At 59.2% G+C, this 21,173-nt stretch carries 23 protein-coding genes and 1 other RNA gene; 18 read left to right on the top strand and 6 right to left on the bottom strand.

What is annotated here, in order from left to right; translation table 11 throughout:
• Nucleotides 1-17: 17 nt before the first annotated feature.
• Complete coding sequence (locus AAEZ03_RS03530) at nucleotides 18-695, bottom strand: alpha/beta family hydrolase (RefSeq protein ID WP_350576079.1); 678 nt, start codon at nucleotides 693-695, stop codon at nucleotides 18-20.
• A gap of 72 nt (nucleotides 696-767) precedes the next feature.
• Here AAEZ03_RS03530 and ccoN (AAEZ03_RS03525) point away from each other — a divergent pair, with 72 nt between their 5' ends.
• The 16 genes from ccoN (AAEZ03_RS03525) (at nucleotide 768) to hemN (ending at nucleotide 15,375) form a co-directional block, all read left to right on the top strand.
• The gene (gene ccoN / locus AAEZ03_RS03525; RefSeq protein WP_123750473.1) at nucleotides 768-2,192 is read left to right on the top strand and encodes a cytochrome-c oxidase, cbb3-type subunit I; all 1,425 of its coding nucleotides are present in this window, start codon (nucleotides 768-770) and stop codon (nucleotides 2,190-2,192) included.
• Between the two features lie 10 nt (nucleotides 2,193-2,202).
• Entirely contained in the window at nucleotides 2,203-2,811 is a 609-nt protein-coding gene (ccoO, locus tag AAEZ03_RS03520; protein WP_048368832.1) for a cytochrome-c oxidase, cbb3-type subunit II, read from the top strand.
• 15 nt (nucleotides 2,812-2,826) lie between these two features.
• Entirely contained in the window at nucleotides 2,827-3,021 is a 195-nt protein-coding gene (locus AAEZ03_RS03515; protein ID WP_048369081.1) for a CcoQ/FixQ family Cbb3-type cytochrome c oxidase assembly chaperone, read from the top strand.
• Nucleotides 3,014-3,952, top strand: coding sequence for a cytochrome-c oxidase, cbb3-type subunit III (gene ccoP / locus AAEZ03_RS03510; RefSeq protein ID WP_350576073.1), 939 nt, complete (start codon nucleotides 3,014-3,016; stop codon nucleotides 3,950-3,952). The genes AAEZ03_RS03515 and ccoP (AAEZ03_RS03510) overlap by 8 nt, the downstream gene beginning before the upstream one ends.
• A 312-nt stretch (nucleotides 3,953-4,264) precedes the next feature.
• Complete coding sequence (ccoN, locus tag AAEZ03_RS03505) at nucleotides 4,265-5,707, top strand: cytochrome-c oxidase, cbb3-type subunit I (RefSeq protein WP_048368830.1); 1,443 nt, start codon at nucleotides 4,265-4,267, stop codon at nucleotides 5,705-5,707.
• Between the two features lie 2 nt (nucleotides 5,708-5,709).
• Complete coding sequence (gene ccoO, locus AAEZ03_RS03500) at nucleotides 5,710-6,318, top strand: cytochrome-c oxidase, cbb3-type subunit II (RefSeq protein WP_048369080.1); 609 nt, start codon at nucleotides 5,710-5,712, stop codon at nucleotides 6,316-6,318.
• 5 nt (nucleotides 6,319-6,323) lie between these two features.
• Complete coding sequence (locus AAEZ03_RS03495; protein WP_123750469.1) at nucleotides 6,324-6,515, top strand: cbb3-type cytochrome oxidase subunit 3; 192 nt, start codon at nucleotides 6,324-6,326, stop codon at nucleotides 6,513-6,515.
• Nucleotides 6,512-7,489, top strand: coding sequence for a cytochrome-c oxidase, cbb3-type subunit III (gene ccoP / locus AAEZ03_RS03490; RefSeq protein WP_350576068.1), 978 nt, complete (start codon nucleotides 6,512-6,514; stop codon nucleotides 7,487-7,489). The genes AAEZ03_RS03495 and ccoP (AAEZ03_RS03490) overlap by 4 nt, the downstream gene beginning before the upstream one ends.
• 143 nt (nucleotides 7,490-7,632) lie before the next feature.
• A complete protein-coding gene (locus AAEZ03_RS03485) occupies nucleotides 7,633-7,884 on the top strand; it encodes a type II toxin-antitoxin system prevent-host-death family antitoxin (RefSeq protein WP_048368827.1) in 252 nt (83 codons plus the stop codon).
• Complete coding sequence (locus AAEZ03_RS03480; RefSeq protein ID WP_350576065.1) at nucleotides 7,884-8,294, top strand: type II toxin-antitoxin system VapC family toxin; 411 nt, start codon at nucleotides 7,884-7,886, stop codon at nucleotides 8,292-8,294. The genes AAEZ03_RS03485 and AAEZ03_RS03480 overlap by 1 nt, the downstream gene beginning before the upstream one ends.
• Before the next feature lie 213 nt (nucleotides 8,295-8,507).
• Nucleotides 8,508-9,923, top strand: a complete 1,416-nt coding sequence (ccoG, locus tag AAEZ03_RS03475; protein ID WP_350576062.1) for a cytochrome c oxidase accessory protein CcoG — start codon at nucleotides 8,508-8,510, stop codon at nucleotides 9,921-9,923.
• A 12-nt stretch (nucleotides 9,924-9,935) separates the two neighbouring features.
• Nucleotides 9,936-10,475: a FixH family protein gene (locus AAEZ03_RS03470; RefSeq protein ID WP_350576060.1), complete on the top strand. Its 540-nt coding sequence runs from the start codon at nucleotides 9,936-9,938 to the stop codon at nucleotides 10,473-10,475.
• Between the two features lie 12 nt (nucleotides 10,476-10,487).
• Nucleotides 10,488-12,938 (top strand): heavy metal translocating P-type ATPase, encoded by a 2,451-nt coding sequence (locus tag AAEZ03_RS03465; RefSeq protein WP_350576057.1) that lies wholly within the window; start codon nucleotides 10,488-10,490, stop codon nucleotides 12,936-12,938.
• Between the two features lie 20 nt (nucleotides 12,939-12,958).
• Nucleotides 12,959-13,189: a cbb3-type cytochrome oxidase assembly protein CcoS gene (ccoS, locus tag AAEZ03_RS03460; protein ID WP_350576054.1), complete on the top strand. Its 231-nt coding sequence runs from the start codon at nucleotides 12,959-12,961 to the stop codon at nucleotides 13,187-13,189.
• On the top strand, nucleotides 13,182-13,865 hold the full coding sequence (locus tag AAEZ03_RS03455) for a sulfite exporter TauE/SafE family protein (protein ID WP_350576051.1): 684 nt from the start codon (nucleotides 13,182-13,184) through the stop codon (nucleotides 13,863-13,865). Before ccoS ends, AAEZ03_RS03455 begins: the two co-directional genes overlap by 8 nt.
• Nucleotides 13,866-13,992: 127 nt before the next feature.
• Nucleotides 13,993-15,375, top strand: coding sequence for an oxygen-independent coproporphyrinogen III oxidase (gene hemN, locus AAEZ03_RS03450; protein ID WP_350576048.1), 1,383 nt, complete (start codon nucleotides 13,993-13,995; stop codon nucleotides 15,373-15,375).
• Between the two features lie 10 nt (nucleotides 15,376-15,385).
• Here hemN and AAEZ03_RS03445 read toward each other — a convergent pair whose 3' ends face one another.
• Nucleotides 15,386-15,856 carry a hypothetical protein gene (locus AAEZ03_RS03445; protein ID WP_350576045.1) on the bottom strand — a complete coding sequence of 157 codons (471 nt, stop codon included), beginning with the start codon at nucleotides 15,854-15,856 and terminating at the stop codon, nucleotides 15,386-15,388.
• 168 nt (nucleotides 15,857-16,024) lie between these two features.
• Here AAEZ03_RS03445 and fnr point away from each other — a divergent pair, with 168 nt between their 5' ends.
• Together fnr and AAEZ03_RS03435 are read left to right on the top strand one after the other, a co-directional pair.
• The gene (fnr, locus tag AAEZ03_RS03440; protein ID WP_350576043.1) at nucleotides 16,025-16,759 is read left to right on the top strand and encodes a fumarate/nitrate reduction transcriptional regulator Fnr; all 735 of its coding nucleotides are present in this window, start codon (nucleotides 16,025-16,027) and stop codon (nucleotides 16,757-16,759) included.
• A gap of 57 nt (nucleotides 16,760-16,816) precedes the next feature.
• The gene (locus AAEZ03_RS03435) at nucleotides 16,817-17,359 is read left to right on the top strand and encodes an adenine phosphoribosyltransferase (protein WP_153390163.1); all 543 of its coding nucleotides are present in this window, start codon (nucleotides 16,817-16,819) and stop codon (nucleotides 17,357-17,359) included.
• A 92-nt stretch (nucleotides 17,360-17,451) separates the two neighbouring features.
• On the opposite strand, the gene recR is transcribed toward AAEZ03_RS03435, so the two are convergent.
• The 4 genes from recR to ffs form a co-directional block, all read right to left on the bottom strand.
• The gene (gene recR, locus AAEZ03_RS03430; RefSeq protein WP_048368817.1) at nucleotides 17,452-18,054 is read right to left on the bottom strand and encodes a recombination mediator RecR; all 603 of its coding nucleotides are present in this window, start codon (nucleotides 18,052-18,054) and stop codon (nucleotides 17,452-17,454) included.
• Nucleotides 18,055-18,171: 117 nt separating this feature from the next.
• Complete coding sequence (locus AAEZ03_RS03425) at nucleotides 18,172-18,510, bottom strand: YbaB/EbfC family nucleoid-associated protein (RefSeq protein ID WP_048368816.1); 339 nt, start codon at nucleotides 18,508-18,510, stop codon at nucleotides 18,172-18,174.
• 76 nt (nucleotides 18,511-18,586) lie between these two features.
• The gene (dnaX, locus tag AAEZ03_RS03420; protein ID WP_350576039.1) at nucleotides 18,587-20,647 is read right to left on the bottom strand and encodes a DNA polymerase III subunit gamma/tau; all 2,061 of its coding nucleotides are present in this window, start codon (nucleotides 20,645-20,647) and stop codon (nucleotides 18,587-18,589) included.
• Between the two features lie 222 nt (nucleotides 20,648-20,869).
• Nucleotides 20,870-20,966, bottom strand: an RNA gene (gene ffs / locus AAEZ03_RS03415) — signal recognition particle sRNA small type.
• Nucleotides 20,967-21,173: the final 207 nt, after the last annotated feature.

The raw sequence follows: 21,173 nt of genomic DNA, 5'->3' as shown, positions 1-21,173 counted from the left end.
TCGCTCCTGCAGCGGGACTATTTAAGCCAACTGGCTATTTTGTCCGCCGCCGCATCCAGATGTTGCTCATGGGTGAAGCCCGAGGCTTTAAGCGGCTTCAAATCGTGATCCCCTGAGATCAACCAGAACACTTCAATGCTCGGTGCCAACGCGTAGGCATGTACGGCCTCGCGATTACCCAGCGCGTCGCGCTCGCCCTGCACAATCAGCGTCGGTGTGTGCAGTTCAGCCAGATGCGCGACCCGAGTTTTTTCCGGCTTGCCCACGGCATAGAACGGGTAACCCAGGCACACCAGCCGATCAACGCCCAGCTCATCAGCCACCAGGCTGGCCATGCGCCCGCCCATGGACTTGCCACCGATGGCTAATGGCCCAGTGACATGCCGTCGCACCTCGCTGTAAACCTCGCGCCAGCTTTCCAGCAATTTAGCCTGAGGATTGGGCGGCCTTTTGCCGCCATCCAGGCGCCGTTGCGCCATGTACGGGAACTCGAAGCGGAGCACGTTGATCCCGCGTGCAGCAAGGCGTTCAGCCATGCAGGTCATCCAGTCACTGTCCATTGGCGCACCTGCGCCGTGGGCCAGGATCAAGGTTGACGATAACGGTGTTTTTGCAGCGTTCCATAGCCAGCCCCGCGCCTGCAGGCACTTCGCCCATTGATCCTCGTCAATACCCACTTTGGCGCCTACGCCCATGCTTGCCTCGCTTTTAGTCTGCCTATAACTCCAGGCGTGCGTTGAACTCGCCTGATCCGTGGATGGGGAACCATGAACACTTCTATCAGTACCGCCTACAACTATAAGGTGGTCCGCCAATTTTCCATTATGACGGTGGTTTGGGGCATCGTCGGCATGGGGCTCGGCGTCTTGCTCGCCGCGCAATTGGTCTGGCCCGAACTTAACTTCGATTTGCCCTGGACCAGCTTTGGGCGGTTGCGCCCGCTGCACACCAATGCGGTGATCTTCGCCTTTGGCGGTTGCGCCTTATTTGCGTCCTCGTTCTACTCGGTGCAACGCACCTGCCAAACCACGCTGTTCGCGCCCAAAATTGCTGCGTTTACCTTTTGGGGCTGGCAACTGGTGATTCTGCTGGCGGCCATCAGCTTGCCATTGGGTTACACCAGTTCCAAGGAATACGCTGAACTGGAATGGCCGATCGACATTTTGATCACCATCGTCTGGGTCGCCTACGCCATCGTGTTCTTCGGCACGATCATGAAGCGTAAGACCAAGCACATTTACGTGGGCAACTGGTTCTTCGGTGCGTTTATCGTGACCGTGGCGATTTTGCACATCGTTAACAACCTGGAAATCCCGGTCAGTTTCACCAAGTCTTACTCGCTGTACGGTGGCGCTACTGACGCCATGGTGCAGTGGTGGTACGGCCACAACGCCGTGGGCTTTTTCCTGACAGCGGGCTTTTTGGGGATGATGTATTACTTCGTGCCCAAGCAGGCCGAACGCCCGATCTATTCCTACCGCCTGTCCATCGTGCACTTCTGGGCGCTGATCACCCTGTACATCTGGGCCGGTCCGCACCACTTGCACTACACCGCATTGCCGGACTGGGCGCAGTCGCTGGGCATGGTGATGTCGCTGATTCTGCTGGCACCAAGCTGGGGCGGGATGATCAACGGCATGATGACGCTCTCGGGCGCCTGGCATAAGTTGCGCAGCGACCCGATCCTGCGCTTTTTGGTGGTGTCGCTGGCGTTCTACGGCATGTCGACCTTCGAAGGCCCGATGATGGCCATCAAGACCGTCAACGCCCTCTCCCACTACACCGACTGGACCATCGGCCACGTACACGCCGGGGCACTGGGCTGGGTGGCGATGATTTCCATCGGCGCGATGTACCACATGATTCCTAAAGTCTTCGGCCGCCCGCAGATGTACAGCATCGGCCTGATCAACGCGCACTTCTGGCTGGCGACCATCGGCACCGTGCTGTACATCGCTTCGATGTGGGTCAACGGCATCGCCCAGGGCCTGATGTGGCGCGCGGTCAACGCCGACGGCACGCTGACGTACTCCTTCGTCGAAACCCTGGTGGCCAGCCATCCGGGCTACGTCGTGCGGTTGATCGGCGGGGCGATTTTCCTGAGTGGCATGTTGCTGATGGCTTACAACACGTGGCGCACCGTGCGTAATGCCGAGCCCGCTGACGTTGTCGCCGCTGCGCAGATGGCCTGAGGAGTCCGCCATGAAACACGAAATCATTGAAAAAAATATCGGCCTGATGCTCTTGCTGATGATTCTGTGCGTGAGCGTCGGCGGTCTGACGCAGATCGTCCCGCTGTTTTTCGAAGACGTGACCAACACCCCGGTAGAGGGCATGAAGCCCTACACCGCGTTGCAACTCGAAGGCCGCGACGTGTACATCCGCGAAGGCTGCGTGGGCTGTCACTCGCAGATGATTCGCCCGTTCCGCGCCGAGACCGAGCGTTATGGCCACTATTCGGTGGCGGGTGAAAGCGTCTGGGATCACCCGTTCCTGTGGGGCTCCAAACGTACCGGGCCGGACCTGGCCCGAGTGGGCGGGCGTTACTCGGATGACTGGCACCGCGCGCACTTGTACAACCCGCGCAACGTTGTGCCTGAATCGAAAATGCCCGCCTACCCATGGCTGGTATCAACACCCGTAGACAGCAGCCATACCGAGAAAAAGCTCGAAGTGATGCGCACGCTGGGTGTGCCTTACACCGACGAAGACATCGCCAATGCCAAGCAGTCGGTCAAGGGTAAAACCGAAATGGACGCGCTGGTCGCCTACCTGCAAGTGCTCGGCACTGCCATCAAGAGCAAGAGGTGAGCCATGGTGTTTGACATGAGTAGTGGAATGATTCGCGGGCTGGGCACTGTGGTGGTTGCAGTGGCTTTTATCGGTCTGGCGCTGTGGGTGTTCAGCCCGCGGCGCAAGGCAGAGTTCGACGATGCGACCTTGCTGCCGTTCAAGGACGACCCCGAGGCCATCAAACACGTCGAGCAAGAGCAAGCGTCCAGGAGTAAAAAGAATGTCTGAGTTCTGGAGTATTTACGTCAGCGTGCTGACCATTGGCACGCTGATCGGTCTGACCTGGCTGTTGTTCGGTACGCGCAAGGGCGAGAAAAAAAGCGAAACCACCGAAACCATGGGCCACAGTTTCGATGGCATCGAAGAATACGACAACCCGCTGCCACGCTGGTGGTTCATGCTGTTCATCGGCACGCTGGTGTTCGGGGTCGGCTATTTGATCCTTTACCCTGGCCTGGGCAACTGGAAAGGCCTGCTGCCAGGTTACGAGGATGGCTGGACCGGCGTTCACGAGTGGGAAAAGGAGATGAACAAGGCCGATGCCAAATTCGGTCCTATTTTCGCCAAATACGCGGCCATGCCGGTGCAGCAAGTGGCGCAAGACCCGGCAGCCCTGAAAATGGGCGGCCGCCTGTTTGCCTCCAACTGCTCGGTGTGCCACGGCTCGGACGCCAAGGGCGCGTTTGGCTTTCCCAACCTGACGGACGCGTCCTGGCGCTGGGGCGGCGATGCCGACACCATCAAGGCGACGATCATGGGCGGACGCATCGGCATGATGCCGGCCTGGGGCGAGGTGCTGGGCGAGGAAGGCGTGAAAAACGTCTCGGCTTATGTTCGCCACGACTTGGCGGGGCTACCGCTACCAAAAGGCGCAGCGTTCAATCTGGAGGCCGGCCAGCAGGCGTACGCCACCACCTGCGTGGCGTGCCACGGGCCTGAAGGTAAAGGTAACCCGCTACTGGGCGCGCCCGACCTGACAGCACCGGCAGCCTTTATTTACGGCACCAGCCTGGCGCAATTGCAGCAAACCATTCGCCATGGTCGCCAAGGCCATATGCCCGCGCAAAACGAATTGCTGGGCAACGACAAAGTGCAATTGGTCGCAGCTTACGTCTACAGCTTGTCCCATGGCACGCCAGAGGAGAAAACCGCCGAGTAACCCCTCTTCTTTACAGGAGCGACGGCGAGTCGCTCCTGTAAAGATGTATACACTCCTGTGAACAATATCTGGACATTCCTCGCCGCCTCTTTTACTTTCTCCCCCAGAGTCGACTCGCCAAAGCCCTTTGCGACAGCCTTCCACAGGGCGTTTTTTAACGGCCATTTTGACCTTGCTTAGCCTGTGGAAAAGCCGGAAAACAAGCGCTGAAGGGCATTGACCGAGGGCTGGCTTCGTTGCAATAGCCCTATGCTTTATCCATACTTGCGACCGTTTTTGCCTCTAATAACTATAAAACCGTGGAACCTTGCGATGAGCACAGCAATCAATCCGACTGCTTATAACTATAAGGTCGTCCGCCAGTTCGCCATCATGACGGTGGTCTGGGGGATCCTTGGCATGGGACTCGGGGTTTTTATCGCGTCACAACTTGTGTGGCCCGAACTTAACCTGGGTCTTGAATGGACAACCTTTGGTCGTCTGCGCCCCCTGCACACCAACCTTGTGATCTTTGCCTTCGGTGGCTGCGCCTTGTTTGGTACGTCTTACTACGTGGTGCAACGTACCTGCCAGACACGGCTGATTTCCGACAGCCTGGCCTCGTTTACGTTCTGGGGCTGGCAAGCCGTCATCCTCGGCGCAATCATCACCCTGCCGCTGGGCTACACCACCACTAAGGAATACGCCGAACTGGAATGGCCGTTGGCTATCCTGCTGGCCATCGTCTGGGTGGTCTACGGCATTGTCTTTTTCGGCACCATTACCCGGCGTAAAACCAAACACATCTATGTGGGCAACTGGTTCTATGGTGCGTTTATCGTGGTTACGGCGATGCTGCACATCGTCAACCACGCGTCTCTGCCGGTGAGCTTTTTCAAGTCTTACTCGGCGTATGCGGGTGCGACCGACGCCATGATCCAGTGGTGGTACGGCCATAACGCGGTCGGGTTTTTCCTGACCACGGGCTTTTTGGGGATGATGTATTACTTCGTGCCCAAGCAAGCTGAACGCCCGATTTACTCCTATCGCCTGTCCATCGTGCACTTCTGGGCCTTAATTACCCTGTACATCTGGGCCGGCCCGCACCACTTGCACTACACCGCATTGCCGGACTGGGCACAGTCGCTGGGCATGGCCATGTCGATCATCCTGCTGGCACCGAGCTGGGGCGGCATGATCAACGGCATGATGACCCTCTCGGGCGCCTGGCATAAGTTGCGCACTGACCCGATCCTGCGCTTTTTAGTGGTGTCTTTGGCGTTCTATGGCATGTCGACCTTTGAAGGCCCGATGATGGCCATCAAGACCGTCAACGCCCTCTCCCACTACACCGACTGGACCATCGGCCACGTACACGCCGGGGCACTGGGTTGGGTAGCGATGATTTCCATCGGCTCGATGTACCACATGATCCCGCGCCTCTATGGCCAAAAGCAGATGTACAGCGTTGGCCTGATCAACGTCCACTTCTGGTTGGCGACCATCGGCACCGTGCTGTACATCGCCTCGATGTGGGTCAACGGCATCACCCAGGGCCTGATGTGGCGCGCCATCAATGACGACGGCACGCTGACCTATTCGTTCGTTGAATCGCTGCAAGCCAGCCACCCGGGCTTTATTGTCCGCGCCATCGGCGGGGCCATTTTCGCCAGCGGCATGCTGTTTATGGCCTACAACGTGTGGCGCACCATTCGCGCCTCGAACCCGGCAGAAGCTGAAGCCGCAAGCACGATTGCAGTCGCGGGGGCCCACTGATGATCAAGCACGACAGTATTGAAAAGAACATCGGCCTGATGGCCTTCTTCATGGTCATCGCTGTGAGCATCGGTGGCCTGACACAAATCGTTCCGCTGTTTTTCCAGGACGTGACCAACAACCCGGTCGAGGGCATGAAGCCGCGCAACGCGCTGGAACTTGAAGGCCGCGACGTCTACATCGCCAACGGCTGCGTGGGCTGCCACTCGCAGATGATCCGCCCGTTCCGCGCCGAAACCGAGCGTTATGGCCACTATTCGGTGGCCGGTGAAAGCGTGTGGGATCACCCCTTCCTGTGGGGCTCCAAACGCACCGGCCCGGACCTGGCCCGCGTGGGCGGGCGTTACTCGGATGACTGGCACCGCGCGCACTTGTACAACCCGCGCAACGTGGTGCCGGAGTCGATCATGCCGGCTTACCCCTTCCTGGTTGAGCGCAAGCTGGACGGCAAGGAAACCGCTAAAAAGATGGAAGTCTTGCGCACCCTGGGCGTGCCTTACACCGATGCAGACATTGCCGGTGCCAAGGATGCCGTGAAGGGCAAGACAGAAATGGACGCACTGGTGGCTTACCTCCAGGGCTTGGGCACACTCATCAAGAGCAAACGGTGATCTGAATGGATATCGGGATGATTCGTGGCCTGGGCACCTTGCTGGTGATGGTGGCTTTTATCGGTTTGGCCTTGTGGGTGTTCAGCCCCAAGCGCAAGTCCGAGTTTGACGACGCAACGATGTTGCCGTTCAAGGACGACCCCGAAGCCATCAAGCACGTTGAGCAAGAACAAGCGTCCAGGAGTAAAAATAAATGACCGAGTTCTGGAGTCTGTACGTTACCGTCCTCACCCTGGGAACCATCTTCGCCCTGACCTGGTTGCTGTTTGCCACACGCAAAGGCCAACGCAGCGAGCAGACCGACGAAAAAGTCGGCCACGCCTATGACGGCATCGAAGAGTACGACAACCCCCTGCCCCGCTGGTGGTTCATGCTGTTTGTCGGCACCATCATCTTTGCCTTAGGCTATTTGGTGCTGTACCCAGGTTTGGGTAACTGGCGAGGCCTGCTACCGGGCTATGAGTATCTGGACACCAAAGACAAGACCCCTTTTGCCAATGGCCAGACCGGCTGGACGGGCGTGCATGAGTGGGAAAAGGAAATGGCCAAATCGGATGCCCGCTTTGGGCCGATTTTCGCCAAGTTCGCCGCCATGCCCATCGAAGAAGTGGCCAAAGACCCGCAAGCACTGAAAATGGGCGGCCGCCTGTTTGCCTCCAACTGCTCGGTGTGCCACGGCTCTGATGCCAAGGGCGCTTATGGCTTTCCGAACCTGACCGATGCCGACTGGCGCTGGGGCGGCACGCCAACCGACATTAAGAACAGCATCATGGCGGGACGACATGCGGTGATGCCGGGTTGGGGCGAAATCATCGGCGAGCAAGGTGTCAGTGACGTGGCAGCGTACGTGCTGACCAGTCTTGACGGGCGCAAATTGCCGGACACGGCAAAGGCCGACCCACTCAAGGGCCAGGCCATCTACGCCACCAACTGCGCGGTCTGCCACGGCCCAGAAGGCAAAGGCAACCCGTTGATGGGCGCCCCCAACCTGACCCATCCCGGCGCGTTTATCTACGGCTCAAGCTTTGCCCAGTTGCAGCAAACCATCCGCTACGGCCGTCAGGGCCAGATGCCTGCCCAGGCCGAGCTGCAAGGTAACGACAAGGTCCACCTGCTGGCCGCCTACGTGTACAGCCTGTCGCACCCTGATGAGGTCAAGCCTGCGGAGTAAACCCGCTGCCTCGGCACGACACAAATTGGCCCCCGCCAGCGCAGGTTGGCGGCGGCGTTTTGTTTCATCGTATTTTTGAGATGGTTAGCTTGCGCTTTAAGTAGTAACGTTACTACATTCGTTTTTTGGGGAGGAACCACTCCATGACCATCACCACTATTTCAAGCCGCGAATTCAATCAAGACACAAGCGGTGCCAAAAAAGCGTCACAACAAGGGCCTGTTTACATCACCGACCGTGGCCGCCCCGCCCATGTACTGCTATGCATGGAGGAGTACCAAAGACTGACCGGCCAAAACACCAGCATCGTCGACCTGCTCGTCATGCCCGACACACCACCGGTTGAATTCGAACCCGAACGCGCAATCATCGCGCCGCGCCCAGTGGACCTCTAATGTTCCTGCTCGATACCAACGTGGTTTCAGAACTTCGCAAACCCCAGGCGCACCCTGCCGTGGTGGCTTGGGCCGGCAGCGTACCGGCTTACAAGCTGTATATTTCGGCCATTACCCTGCTTGAAATTGAGACCGGCATTCTGCGTCTGGAACGCCAGGATCCGAGGCAAGCCGCGCCGTTGCGCAACTGGCTTGAGGCCCACGTAGTGCCGGCATTTGCCGGGCGCGTCCTGTCCATTGACGGCACTGTTGCCAGGCGCTGCGCGCGCCTGCATGTACCTGATCGCAGCAATGAGTGCGATGCCCTGATCGCCGCGACAGCTCTGGTCCATGGCATGACCATCGTGACCCGCAATACCCAGGATTTTGCGTTGAGCGGAGCCCCTTTACTCAACCCATCGGAGCCCTGATTCACAGTTTTGACACCGTAGTCAGCGCCTTAAGTCAATTGATCCACGTCATGACTCAGCGCAACTCCTATACCAAGTTTCAGATTTTCGGAACGCGACCAAAGGTCGCACCCTTGCGCTAGAGTCTCAGGGGTATCATTGCGCCATTGCAACACCTTCTGACCGCGGTTGGCACGTACTGGCCGTGGCACTTCACTGCCGTGGTAAGCCCTTATGAGCGATAAGATCCCAGTCCAAAACGTCACACCGCCTGCCTCAAAAAACACTGAAAGCATCGACCTTTACGCGGCGCGAGAAAAAATCTACACCCGCGCTTTCCACGGGTTTTTCCGAAATGTGCGCATGGTCGGCGGCGCCCTGCTGTTCTTGCTGTATTTCGGCACCGTCTGGCTCAACTGGGGCGGGCATCAGGCGGTGTGGTGGAACCTGCCTGAACGTAAATTCTTTATTTTTGGCGCTACCTTCTGGCCACAGGATTTCATCCTGCTCTCGGGCCTGCTGATCGTTGCGGCCTTCGGCCTGTTTTTTATTACTGTGTACGCAGGCCGCGTATGGTGCGGCTACACCTGCCCGCAAAGCGTCTGGACCTGGGTGTTCATGTGGTGCGAAAAAATCACCGAAGGTGACCGCAACCAGCGCATCAAGCTCGACAAGGCCCCCATGAGCGCCAACAAGTTTGTGCGCAAATTCAGCAAGCACACGCTGTGGCTGCTGATTGGCTTTGTCACCGGCCTGACCTTTGTTGGCTACTTCGCCCCGATCCGCGAACTGGTGGTGGATTTCTTCACCGGCCAGGCCGATGGCTGGGCTTACTTCTGGGTAGGCTTTTTCACCCTCGCCACCTACGGCAACGCGGGTTGGCTGCGTGAGCAAGTGTGCATTTACATGTGCCCGTACGCGCGCTTCCAGAGCGTGATGTTCGACAAAGACACGCTGATTGTTTCGTACGATCCGCGTCGTGGCGAAGTGCGCGGCCCGCGCAAAAAAGACAGCGACTACAAGGCCCAGGGCCTCGGTGACTGTATCGACTGCACGATGTGCGTTCAGGTGTGCCCGACCGGCATCGACATTCGTGACGGCTTGCAGATTGAATGCATTGGCTGCGCAGCCTGTATCGATGCCTGCGACGACATCATGGACAAGATGCACTACCCGCGCGGCTTGATCAGCTACACCACTGAGCACAACCTGTCGGGCCAGAAAACCCACACCCTGCGCCCGCGCCTGATTGGCTATGCCCTGGTGCTGCTGACCATGATGGGCCTGCTGGCGGCTGCTTTCTTCACGCGCTCGCTGGTGGGCTTTGACGTCAGCAAAGACCGCGTGCTGTATCGCGAAAACGCCGAGGGCCGGATCGAAAACGTGTACAGCCTGAAGATCATGAACAAGGACCAGCGCGACCATACCTACGTGCTGCAAGCCAGCGGTTTGCCGGACTTGCAGCTGCAAGGCAAACGCGAAATCAGGGTCGCGGCAGGGGATATTGTCAGCCTGCCGGTCGAGTTGTCGGTCGACCCGGAACAACTGCCGTCCAGCACCAACGAGGTGTATTTCATCCTTCAAGATGCCGACAACAACGACATCACTGTTAAAGCCAAGAGCCGATTCATCGGCCCTCATATTCGTTAAGAGAAACTGTCCATGCCCGCAGCAAACGCCTACAGCCCTTGGTACAAACACATTTGGCCATGGATCATCATTGCCATTCTCACCTGCTCGGTGACGCTGACCCTGTCGATGGTGACCATTGCGGTGAAGAACCCGGACAACCTGGTTAACGATAATTACTACGAGGCGGGCAAGGGCATAAACCGCTCGCTGGACCGCGAACTGCTGGGGCAAGCCTTGCAACTGAAGGCCAAGCTGCGGCTGGACGAGTTGACCGGCGAAGTGGTGCTGCTGCTTGAGGGCAACAGCCAGCCGAAAACCCTGGAGCTGAATCTGATTTCGCCGACTCAACCTGAAAAGGACCGCGGCCTTATCCTGATCCAAAGCCCATCAGAGCTTGGGCGCTACACCGGCCAACTGGATGACAAGGTAGAAGGTCGGCGCTTTGTGGAGTTGTTGGGGGTGGAAGATGGCAAGACCTGGCGCCTGTTTGAAGAAGAGCTGGTTGACCATGACAAAGACCTGATGCTGGGCGACGAGCCGATTCCAGGCGCGGAAGATCGCAAGCAGTAAAAGGTATACCCCATGATCACTCCCACGCCTTGCTACCACTGCGCCCTGCCCGTTCCGCCCGGCAGCCGCTTTACCGCCGATGTTCTGGGCCAGAGCCGTGAATTCTGCTGCCCGGGCTGTCAGTCGGTGGCGCAGGCCATCGTGGCAGGTGGCCTGGACCACTACTATCAGCACCGCAGCGAAACCTCGGCCAACCCACAGGCGTTACCGGTGCAACTGGCCGAAGAGCTGGCCCTGTATGACCGCCCCGACGTGCAAAAACCGTTTGTTCGCCACGAGGGTGAGCAGGCTGAAACCACACTGCTGATCGAGGGCATCAGTTGCGCCGCCTGTGGCTGGCTGATCGAGAAACACCTGCTGCACCTGCCCGCCGTCAGTGAGGCGCGGCTGAACTTGTCCAACCATCGCTTGCACATCCGCTGGGCTGACAGCCAGTTGCCCTTGAGTGACGTGTTGAACGAGTTGCGCCATATCGGCTACGCCGCCCACCCGTATCAAGCCGATAAAGCGGCAGAGCAATTGGCCAGCGAAAACCGCCTGGCTTTACGCCAGCTTGGAGTGGCCGGTTTGCTGTGGTTTCAGGCGATGATGGCAACCATGGCCACCTGGCCAGAATTCAATATCGACCTCAGCCCCGAGATGCACACCATCCTGCGCTGGGTCGCGCTGTTTCTGACCACTCCCATCGTGTTTTACAGCTGCGCGCCGTTTTTCAAAGGCGCAATGCGTGACCTGCGCACTCGCCACCTGACCATGGATGTCTCGGTATCGCTGGCCATTGGCGGTGCCTATGTCGCCGGTATCTGGACCGCGATCACCGGCGATGGCGAGCTGTATTTCGATGCAGTCGGCATGTTCGCCCTGTTTTTGCTGGCCGGGCGCTACCTGGAACGCCGCGCCCGCGAACGCACGGCGGCGGCCACCGCGCAACTGGTCAACGTGTTACCCGCTTCATGCTTGCGCCTGGGCGAAGACGGTCAAAGCGAACGTATTTTGCTGAACGAGCTGAAAGTAGGTGACAAGGTGCTGGTTCACCCCGGCGCCGTGCTCCCGGCCGACGGCAAGATTCTCGACGGCCAATCCAGCATTGATGAGTCCTTGCTGACCGGCGAGTACCTGCCGCAGCCGCGCACCGTGGGCGATGCAGTGACCGCTGGGACCTTGAACGTCGAGGGCGCATTGACGGTGCAGGTGCTGGCTCTGGGCCAGGACACGCGCCTGTCGGCCATCGTACGTTTGCTGGAGCGCGCCCAAAGCGAAAAGCCGCGACTGGCCGAAATTGCCGACAAGGCTGCGCAATGGTTCCTGCTGTTCTCCTTGATTGCGGCAATAGCAATTGGCCTGCTGTGGTGGCAGCTCGATCCGTCGCGAGCGTTCTGGATCGTGCTGGCGATGTTGGTAGCGACCTGCCCATGCGCGTTGTCGCTGGCGACCCCGACCGCCTTGACCGCCGCCACCGGCACCTTGCACAAATTGGGCTTGCTGCTCACCCGTGGCCACGTGCTCGAAGGGCTGAATCAAATCGACACGGTGATCTTCGACAAGACCGGCACCCTGACCGAAGGCCGCCTGGCCTTGCGAGCCATTCGCCCGCTGCGCGACCTGGACCCTGACCAGTGCCTGGCCCTGGCTGCCGCGCTCGAAAACCGCTCTGAACACCCGATTGCCCGCGCCTTTGGCCGCGCCCCGCACGCCGCCGAAGATGTGCAGAGCACACCGGGTCTGGGCCTTGAGGGCGTGGTGGGCGTGCAACGCTTGCGCATCGGTCAGCCAGGCTTTGTTTGCGCGCTCAGCCACTGCGCAACTCCGGGCCTGCCGGATGAACCCGGCCAATGGTTGCTGCTGGGTGACAGCGAAGGCGCGCTGGCCTGGCTGGTACTCGACGACCGCCTGCGCACTGACGCTGCGGCGCTGGTCGCCGCGTGCAAGGCGCGCGGCTGGCGTACGCTGCTGTTGTCCGGTGACAGCTCGCCAATGGTTGCCAGTGTGGCCGCAGAGTTGAACATTGACGAGGCCAGGGGCGGCATGCGACCGGATGACAAACTGCGGGTGCTGCAAGACCTGCACGCCCAAGGGCGCACAGTGTTGATGCTGGGTGACGGGGTCAATGACGTGCCGGTGCTGGCGGCGGCCGACATCAGCGTGGCGATGGGCTCGGCCACCGATCTGGCCAAAACCAGCGCCGACGCGGTGCTTCTGTCCAATCGCCTGGACGCTCTGGTACAAGCCTTTAGTCTGGCCCGGCGAACCCGCCGGGTGATCATCGAAAACCTGCTGTGGGCCGGTTTGTACAATGGCCTTATGCTGCCTTTTGCGGCGCTGGGCTGGATCACACCGATCTGGGCCGCAATCGGCATGTCGATCAGTTCGCTGACCGTGGTGCTTAACGCCTTGCGTCTGACCCGCATGCCGCGTCAGACGCCTACCCAGCCCACGCCTGACCTTCGCCCGCTACCGGCCTGAGCCGGTTGCCTGGAGCTTTTATGCCAGCGCTTTACATCATGATTCCCGCGGCGTTGCTGATTGTTGGTATCGCCATTTTCATCTTCTTCTGGGCCGTGGACAGCGGCCAGTACGACGATCTGGACAGCCCTGCACACAGCATTCTGTTCGACGACCAGGACCCGCAGCACACCGCTGCCGTGGAAGAGGCCAAAGGCTCTCACGGGCACGCCGTAAGCAAATCCGATCAGCACGTGCCACCCCATGCTTGAGTTGGCGCCACTGTTGGTCTCGGCGCTCATATTGGGCGTGCTGGGCGGCGGGCATTGCCTGGGCATGTGCGGCGGTCTGATGGGCGCGCTGACATTCGCCATTCCCAAAGAGCAACGCAGCCGACGCTTCAAGCTGTTACTGGCCTACAACCTGGGGCGAATTCTCAGCTATGCCACGGCGGGTTTGCTGCTGGGATTGGCAGGCTGGGCGGTCGCCAACAGCCCGGTCGCCATGCTGATGCGGGTACTGGCCGGGGTGTTGCTGATCATGATGGGCGTGTACCTGGCAGGCTGGTGGAGCGGCTTGACCCGTATCGAAAGCTTGGGGCGCGGGCTGTGGCGGCATATCCAACCGCTGGCAAGTCGCCTGCTCCCCGTATCGAGCCTGCCCCGCGCCCTGCTGTTGGGCGCCCTGTGGGGCTGGTTGCCGTGCGGATTGGTTTACAGCACCTTGATCTGGTCAGCCAGCCAGGGCAGTGCCCTGAACAGCGCTTTGCTGATGCTGGCTTTCGGCCTGGGTACATGGCCCGTGTTACTGGCCACAGGCCTCGCAGCCGAGCGTATGAGCGCCGTGCTGCGCAAGCGCAGCGTACGCATGGCCGGTGGGTTACTGGTGATGCTGTTCGGCCTCTGGACCCTGCCCGGCCCGCATCAGCATTGGTTGATGGGCCATTGAACCGTTAGTGCCTGGCGAGGCTAACGCATGGGCTGAGCCAGAGCTGGCGTTGATGCAAATCAAGGTGCGACAAATTCGCAGCCCCTAGACTCCTGAGCATTGCCAGCCATCCCAGGGGAATGCCCGCATGCTCGACGCCATTCGTTGGGACTCCGATTTAATTCGTCGTTACGACCTCGCCGGACCGCGCTACACCTCGTACCCCACGGCGATGCAGTTTCATGATCAGATCAGTCCATTCGACTTTCTGCACGCCCTGCGCGACAGCCGCAAAGCCATGCGCCCGCTGTCGCTGTATGTGCACGTGCCGTTTTGCGCCAATATTTGCTACTACTGCGCCTGCAACAAAGTCATCACCAAAGACCGTGGCCGCGCCCAGCCGTATTTAAAACGCCTGGAACAGGAAATCAGCCAGGTCGCCTGCCACCTCGATCCCAAACAAAAAGTTGAGCAATTGCATTTTGGCGGCGGCACACCGACGTTTTTAAGCCACGACGAACTGCGCCAGCTAATGGGCCACCTGCGCGAGCACTTCAATCTGCTGGACGATGACTCCGGCGATTACGGCATCGAGATCGACCCCCGTGAAGCCGACTGGTCGACCATGGGCTTGTTGCGCGAACTGGGCTTTAACCGCGTGAGTATCGGCCTGCAAGACCTCGACCCCGCCGTGCAACGAGCGGTCAACCGCCTGCAAAGCCTGGAAGAGACCCGCGCGGTAATTGATGCGGCGCGTACCTTGCAGTTTCGTTCGATCAACATCGACCTGATCTACGGCTTGCCCAAGCAAACCCCGATGGCTTTCGCGCGTACCGTTGAGGAAGTGATCAGCCTGCAGCCGGATCGTTTATCAGTGTTTAACTACGCGCACCTGCCGGAGCGCTTCAAACCGCAACGACGGATTAACACCAGTGACTTGCCTTCGCCTGCCGACAAACTGCAGATGCTTGAGCACACCATCGAGCAACTGACCGCTGCGGGTTATCGCTATATCGGCATGGACCACTTCGCCTTGCCCGACGATGAGCTGGCGATTGCCCAGGAAGAGTCCACCTTGCAGCGCAATTTTCAGGGGTATACCACCCACGGTCATTGCGATCTGATCGGCCTGGGCGTGTCGGCCATCAGCCAGATCGGCGAACTGTATTGCCAGAACAACAGCGACATTGCCCTTTACCAGCACACGCTGGCCAGCGAGCAACTGGCGACCAGCCGTGGCTTGCTGTGCAATCAGGACGACCGGATTCGCCGTGAAGTCATCCAGCAGATCATCTGCAATTTGCACCTACCGTTCGCGCGCATCGAACAGGCCTTCAACATCGATTTCAGGGGCTATTTTTCTGCGCAATGGCCTGAACTGGAGGCGATGGCGGCCGATGGCCTGATTGCACTGAACAACGACCAACTGACGGTCCTGCCCGCAGGGCGGTTGCTGGTGCGCTCGGTGTGCATGGCGTTCGACGCGTATCTGGCACAGCAGCCCCGGCAACGCTTCTCGCGGGTGATCTAAACCCGCGTCATCACTTCATGGCCAGGGACGCGGCTTTGACGATGCTCTCACTGCTCGCCCCGGACTCTTGCAACGCCTTGTTCAAGCTGTTGTTGGCCGACGTCAATGATGCGTTCAAACCGGCCACTTCGGCCTGCAACGCCATCGACTGTGACCGGGCCTGTTCCGGGCTCAGGCTGCGGTTGGTCATGATTGCTTGCAGCTTGGCCATTTGCTCTGCGATCTTCTTTTTGATCGCGCGGATCATCTTCAGAATGCTCTGGATGGTCTCCGGCAAACCACTGTCATCAATATCGCTGTTTTCACTCTTGCTGGCGCTGGCCGCCTTCAGGGCAGCCCCGGAGATCGTCACTTTGATCCCTTCAGCCGGTGGCGGCGCCTCTTCTTTATCGGCCTTGGTCGCCTTGTTGGCTGCGGGCCCCTCTTGCGTGTTTTTGGCCGGTTCAACACTGGGCGGTATGCCACTTTGACCAAACGTCATTGCACCTATCGACGACATGAATTCGCTCACAATGGATATCAATTACCACGCTATCGACCGTGCGTTTTGCAACTTGAGGCCGATTCGCGGCCCGGTGCGCCCTAGCCTCACCCATCGTGCTGAGTTACCCTTGCATCTTATGTGTGTTTTCCCACAAGGATTGAAGAAATGTCCGAGCCAGTAAAACTGCGCGCTCATAACCAGGCTCACTGCAAGGATTGCAGTCTTGCCCCTCTTTGTTTGCCACTTTCGTTGAATTTGGAAGACATGGATGCGTTAGAGGAAATCGTCAAGCGCGGTCGGCCACTGAAGAAAGGCGAGTTTCTGTTTCGCCAGGGTGACACCTTTGGTTCGGTCTACGCCGTACGTTCCGGAGCACTCAAAACATTCAGCCTAAGTGACAGCGGCGAAGAACAAATTACCGGCTTTCACTTGCCAAGCGAGCTGGTCGGCCTGTCAGGCATGGACACCGAAACGTATCCGGTTTCTGCTCAGGCACTGGAAACCACACCCGTTTGCGAAATCCCTTTCGAGCGCCTGGACGAACTGTCTGTGCAACTGCCGCAATTGCGTCGTCAGTTGATGCGCATCATGAGCCGCGAGATTCGCGACGATCAGCAAATGATGTTGCTGCTGTCGAAAAAGACCGCCGATGAGCGTATCGCCACGTTCCTGGTCAACCTGTCTGCTCGCTTCCGTGCCCGCGGCTTCTCGGCCAACCAGTTCCGCCTGAGCATGTCGCGCAACGAGATCGGCAACTACTTGGGCCTGGCCGTTGAAACCGTCTCCCGGGTGTTTACCCGCCTGCAAGAAAACCGTTTGATCACTGCTGAAGGCAAAGAAGTGCACATTCTTGACCCGATCAAGCTGTGCGCGCTGGCCGGTGGCTCGCTGGAGGCCTGATCAGGCCACATGAGGGGTATACTGGCGGCTCCGAAGCCCGCCAGGACACTCACCCCCATGGTCAACGACTTCTGCCTCAAATCCTTGATCCGTCCGGTGCTTGATTTCCCCAAGCCCGGCGTGATCTTTCGCGACATCACCCCGCTTTACCAGTCGCCCCGCGCCATGCGCGTAATTGCTGACGCCTTTATCGAGCGTTACGTCGAGGTTGAATTCAGCCACATCGGCGCCATGGATGCCCGTGGCTTTCTGATCGGCTCAGTGCTTGCGCATCAACTCAACAAACCATTGATTCTGTTTCGCAAGCAAGGCAAGTTACCCGCTGACGTATTGGCTGAAGGCTACCAGACGGAATACGGCGAAGCGTTTCTGGAGGTGCATGCCGACAGTTTGTGCGAAGGCGATTCGCTGCTGCTGGTCGACGACTTGATCGCCACGGGCGGGACGCTGGTGGCGGCGGTGAACCTGGTACGCCGCATGGGCGCGCAGGTGTTTGAAGCGGCGTCGATTATTGACTTGCCCGAATTGGGCGGCTCAACGCGCTTGCAGGAAGTGGGTGTGCCGACGTTTTGCCTGACTGAGTTTTCATTGACTGAATAATCCGTAGGAGCTGTCGAGGTACGAAGGCTGCGATCTTTGCGCCCAGAATCAAAAGATCGCAGCCTTCGGCGGCTCCTACAGGGGATTTGTCATCACAAAGCGATCGGTTTACGCCCGGCAAACGAATGCGCCAGGGTGCCGCCGTCGACCAGTTCCAGCTCGCCACCCAGCGGGACGCCGTGGGCGATGCGTGACGCGATCAGGCCTTTGCTGCTCAGCAACTGGGCAATGTAATGCGCTGTGGCTTCACCTTCCACGGTCGGGTTGGTCGCCAGGATCACTTCCTTGAAAGTGCCCTGCTCGGCAATGCGCGTCATCAGCTGCGGAATCCCGATGGCCTCAGGCCCAAGGCCATCCAGGGGCGACAAATGCCCCTTGAGCACAAAGTACCGCCCGCGATAGCCGGTCTGTTCGATGGCGTAGACATCCATCGGCCCTTCCACCACGCAGAGCAAGGTGTCGTCGCGGCGCACGTCGGCGCACTGCGGGCACAAGTCATCTTCGGTCAGGGTTCTGCACTGGCGGCAATGGCCCACACCGTCCATCGCCTGACTCAAGGCCAGCGCCAAACGCGAACCGCCACTGCGATCACGCTCGAGCAGTTGCAGGGCCATGCGCTGTGCAGTCTTTTGGCCGACACCGGGCAACGTGCGCAAGGCATCGATCAGTTGGCGAATAAGGGGGCTGAAGCTCATAGAGAAAGGTCCGACAAAACAACGAGAGGCGGTTTATACCCGTGGTCCGGGCCAGCGTCAAATGCCAACCGGCAGGCAAAAAAATGCCGGGCGCTGGGCCCGGCATTATCAAGCGCCTTAGAACGGCAGCTTCATGCCCGGTGGCAGTTGCATGCCAGCGGTTACGCCGGACATTTTGTCCTGGCTGTTGGCTTCGATCTTGCGCACAGCGTCGTTGACTGCAGCGGCGAACAAGTCTTCCAGCACTTCGCGGTCATCTTCGCTCACGCCTTCAAGCAGGCTTGGGTCAATGTTCACACGCTTGAGGTCGTGACGACCGGTCATGACCACCGTCACCATGTCGCCACCGGCCTTACCGGTGACTTCAGCGTTGGCCAGTTCTTCCTGCATCTTGGCCATTTTTTCCTGCATCTGCTGCGCCTGCTTCATCAGGCCGGCCATGCCACCTTTCATCATGGGAATCACCTCAAACGTTATTTGCACAATGCACCCACAGTCACAATGACTGCGGGCTGTCAGTATCTACCCGGCGTTACGAAGCTTGCGCCTCAATAACGTCGACAGGTTGAATCGTATCGTCACGCACGGCTGCGCCGAACTGTTCAATCATTTGCTGGACCAGCGGGTCTGCGTAGATTGACTCTTCAGCCAGGCGCTGACGCTCTGCACGCAAGCGCGAAGCGGCCTGGGCCGGGGTTTCCTGCTCTGGCTTGACCAGCTCAATGGTCACTTTGAGTGTGCGCTGATGAAACTGGTTCAACGCATCATTCAGGCGACGCTGCTGGGTCGAGTTAAACAGGGCGCTATGGGCCGGGTCCAGGTGCAACAGCCAGTCATCGCCATCAACCGCAATCAAGGTGCAGTTGGCGCCAATACTGGCTGTCATTCCTGATACCGGTAATTGGGGGAACATGTTCAGCCATTCAAGGGCCAGGCCCGTGGCAGGCATGGCTGCCGGTAATGGTTCGGGCTCGGGTTGCGGCTCGACGGCATGCTCGCTGGCCAACTCGTCCAGGTAACTATAGGCCGCAGAATCCATGTCCGGCTCTATGTAGTCTTCGTCCAGCGGCGGTTCGTCGTCGCGATCCATACCGGACAGCGCGGTGTCGACCTGCTCGGGCGTTGGCTCGTGAACCGGTGCGGCAACCCACTCCGGCGCGTCCGGCACCACGCTGTCCGGGGTCGGTAGCGGCATGGGCGGTAAATCCGGCTGCTCACTGACAGTCTCGAGTACAGGCTCTGGCGTGATCTGGTCTTCGATGACCGGCGCCGGGCGCTCATTCCAGGGCAAGTCGATTTCCGCTGCTGGCGGCGCTTCAGGAACCACCACAGGGGCCACCACTTCAGGTGCAGGAGCCACGACTTCAACCACCGGCGCAGCCACTGCCACCGCAGCGGGTTCTGCGCGCGGCGCAACAGCCGTCGAGCCCGCCACGGTGTTGGCGGAATCAACTGTGGCCTGGCTGATCCCCACTGGCTTTAGCGGCTGACTCGGCGCATCGCCGGTGTCCGCCGGGCGGAAGGCCAGCATTCGCAGCAAGACCATTTCAAAGCCACCACGCGGGTCTGGCGCCAACGGCAGATCGCGTCGGCCGATCAGGCCCATCTGGTAATAAAACTGTACGTCTTCGGCAGGCATCGCTTGCGCCAGCGACAGTACCCGGTCGCGGTCGCCGTGACCGTTGTCGACGCCTTCAGGCAACGCCTGGGCAATCGCCACGCGGTGGAAAACGTTAAGAATCTCCGAGAGCACACCATTCCAATCCGGGCCCTGCTCGGCCAAGTGCCGCACGGCCTCCAGCAGTGCCCGTGCATCGCCCTGGATCAAAGCGTGCAACAGATCAAATACCTGGCCGTGATCCAGCGTGCCGAGCATCGCCCGCACATCCGTCGCCAGCACTTTGCCTTCACCGAAGGCAATCGCTTGGTCGGTCAGGCTCATGGCGTCACGCATCGAGCCATCCGCGGCACGGCCCAGCAGCCACAGCGCATCGTCTTCGAACGGCACGTTCTCGACACTCAACACATGGGTCAAATGCTCGACAACACGCTCAGGGGTCATGTTTTTAAGCGAGAACTGCAGGCAGCGAGACAGGATGGTCGCCGGCAGCTTTTGCGGATCGGTGGTCGCCAAAATGAATTTGACGTAGGGCGGCGGCTCTTCAAGGGTTTTCAACAGCGCATTGAAGGAATGGCTGGAAAGCATGTGCACTTCGTCGATCAAGTAGACCTTGAAGCGCCCACGGCTTGGCGCGTACTGCACGTTGTCGAGCAGCTCACGCGTGTCCTCAACCTTGGTCCGGCTCGCGGCGTCGATCTCGATCAGGTCGACAAAACGCCCCTCATCGATCTCGCGGCACACCGAACACGTCCCGCACGGCGTCGAGGTGATACCTGTTTCACAGTTCAGGCATTTGGCGATGATCCGCGCAATGGTGGTCTTGCCGACGCCGCGCGTACCGGTAAACAGATAGGCGTGGTGCAGGCGCTGACTGTCCAGAGCGTTGATCAGAGCCTTGAGCACATGGGTCTGGCCGACCATTTCGCGGAACGAGCGCGGACGCCATTTACGTGCAAGAACCTGATAACTCATTGATAACCGTCGCGTCTGAAAAGCGGAAGGGGCTAATGCTAGCGGAGCAGGGGCAAAATTGCATCCGGTGCGCGCTTTTAACTGCTAAGGCACTCATGGCCAAGCATTTCAGGCAAACGTGAAAATACGTCGACCGGGCATTCAGCCGTCGAGATTTATAAAGGAGAAGATTTTTTCTGGACTAAGAACCCTGCGAATTGAGGATTCTTAAAATGGAGGCAACCCCACCAGCCACACCCCGGCACACAATGTTCCCGCTGTGGCTGCTGCCTTCCGGCTCTGACCAGGTTCACGGGTAATCGTTGCGGAGGGACCGATAGGGTCACCATAACAACATCCGCCTAGCAGCGAACGGCGCCATTGTACCTATCTGACGAAAACTTACAACCGCTGCTTCAAGAATAAAAAAATGAATGGGTTCAAGTACTTGGATTCGGGCATGTATTTGGCTCCGTAGTCGCTGCCGAAGGCTGCGATGAAGCTCGCGCAGGCTACGAGGCAACGGATTGCTTCGCAACCCTTCGCA

Origin of the sequence: Pseudomonas sp. HY2-MNA-CIBAN-0224 (assembly GCF_040310285.1) — a bacterium.
Lineage (GTDB): Bacteria > Pseudomonadota > Gammaproteobacteria > Pseudomonadales > Pseudomonadaceae > Aquipseudomonas > Aquipseudomonas helleri.
This window is presented reverse-complemented; position numbering and strand designations above follow the sequence as displayed.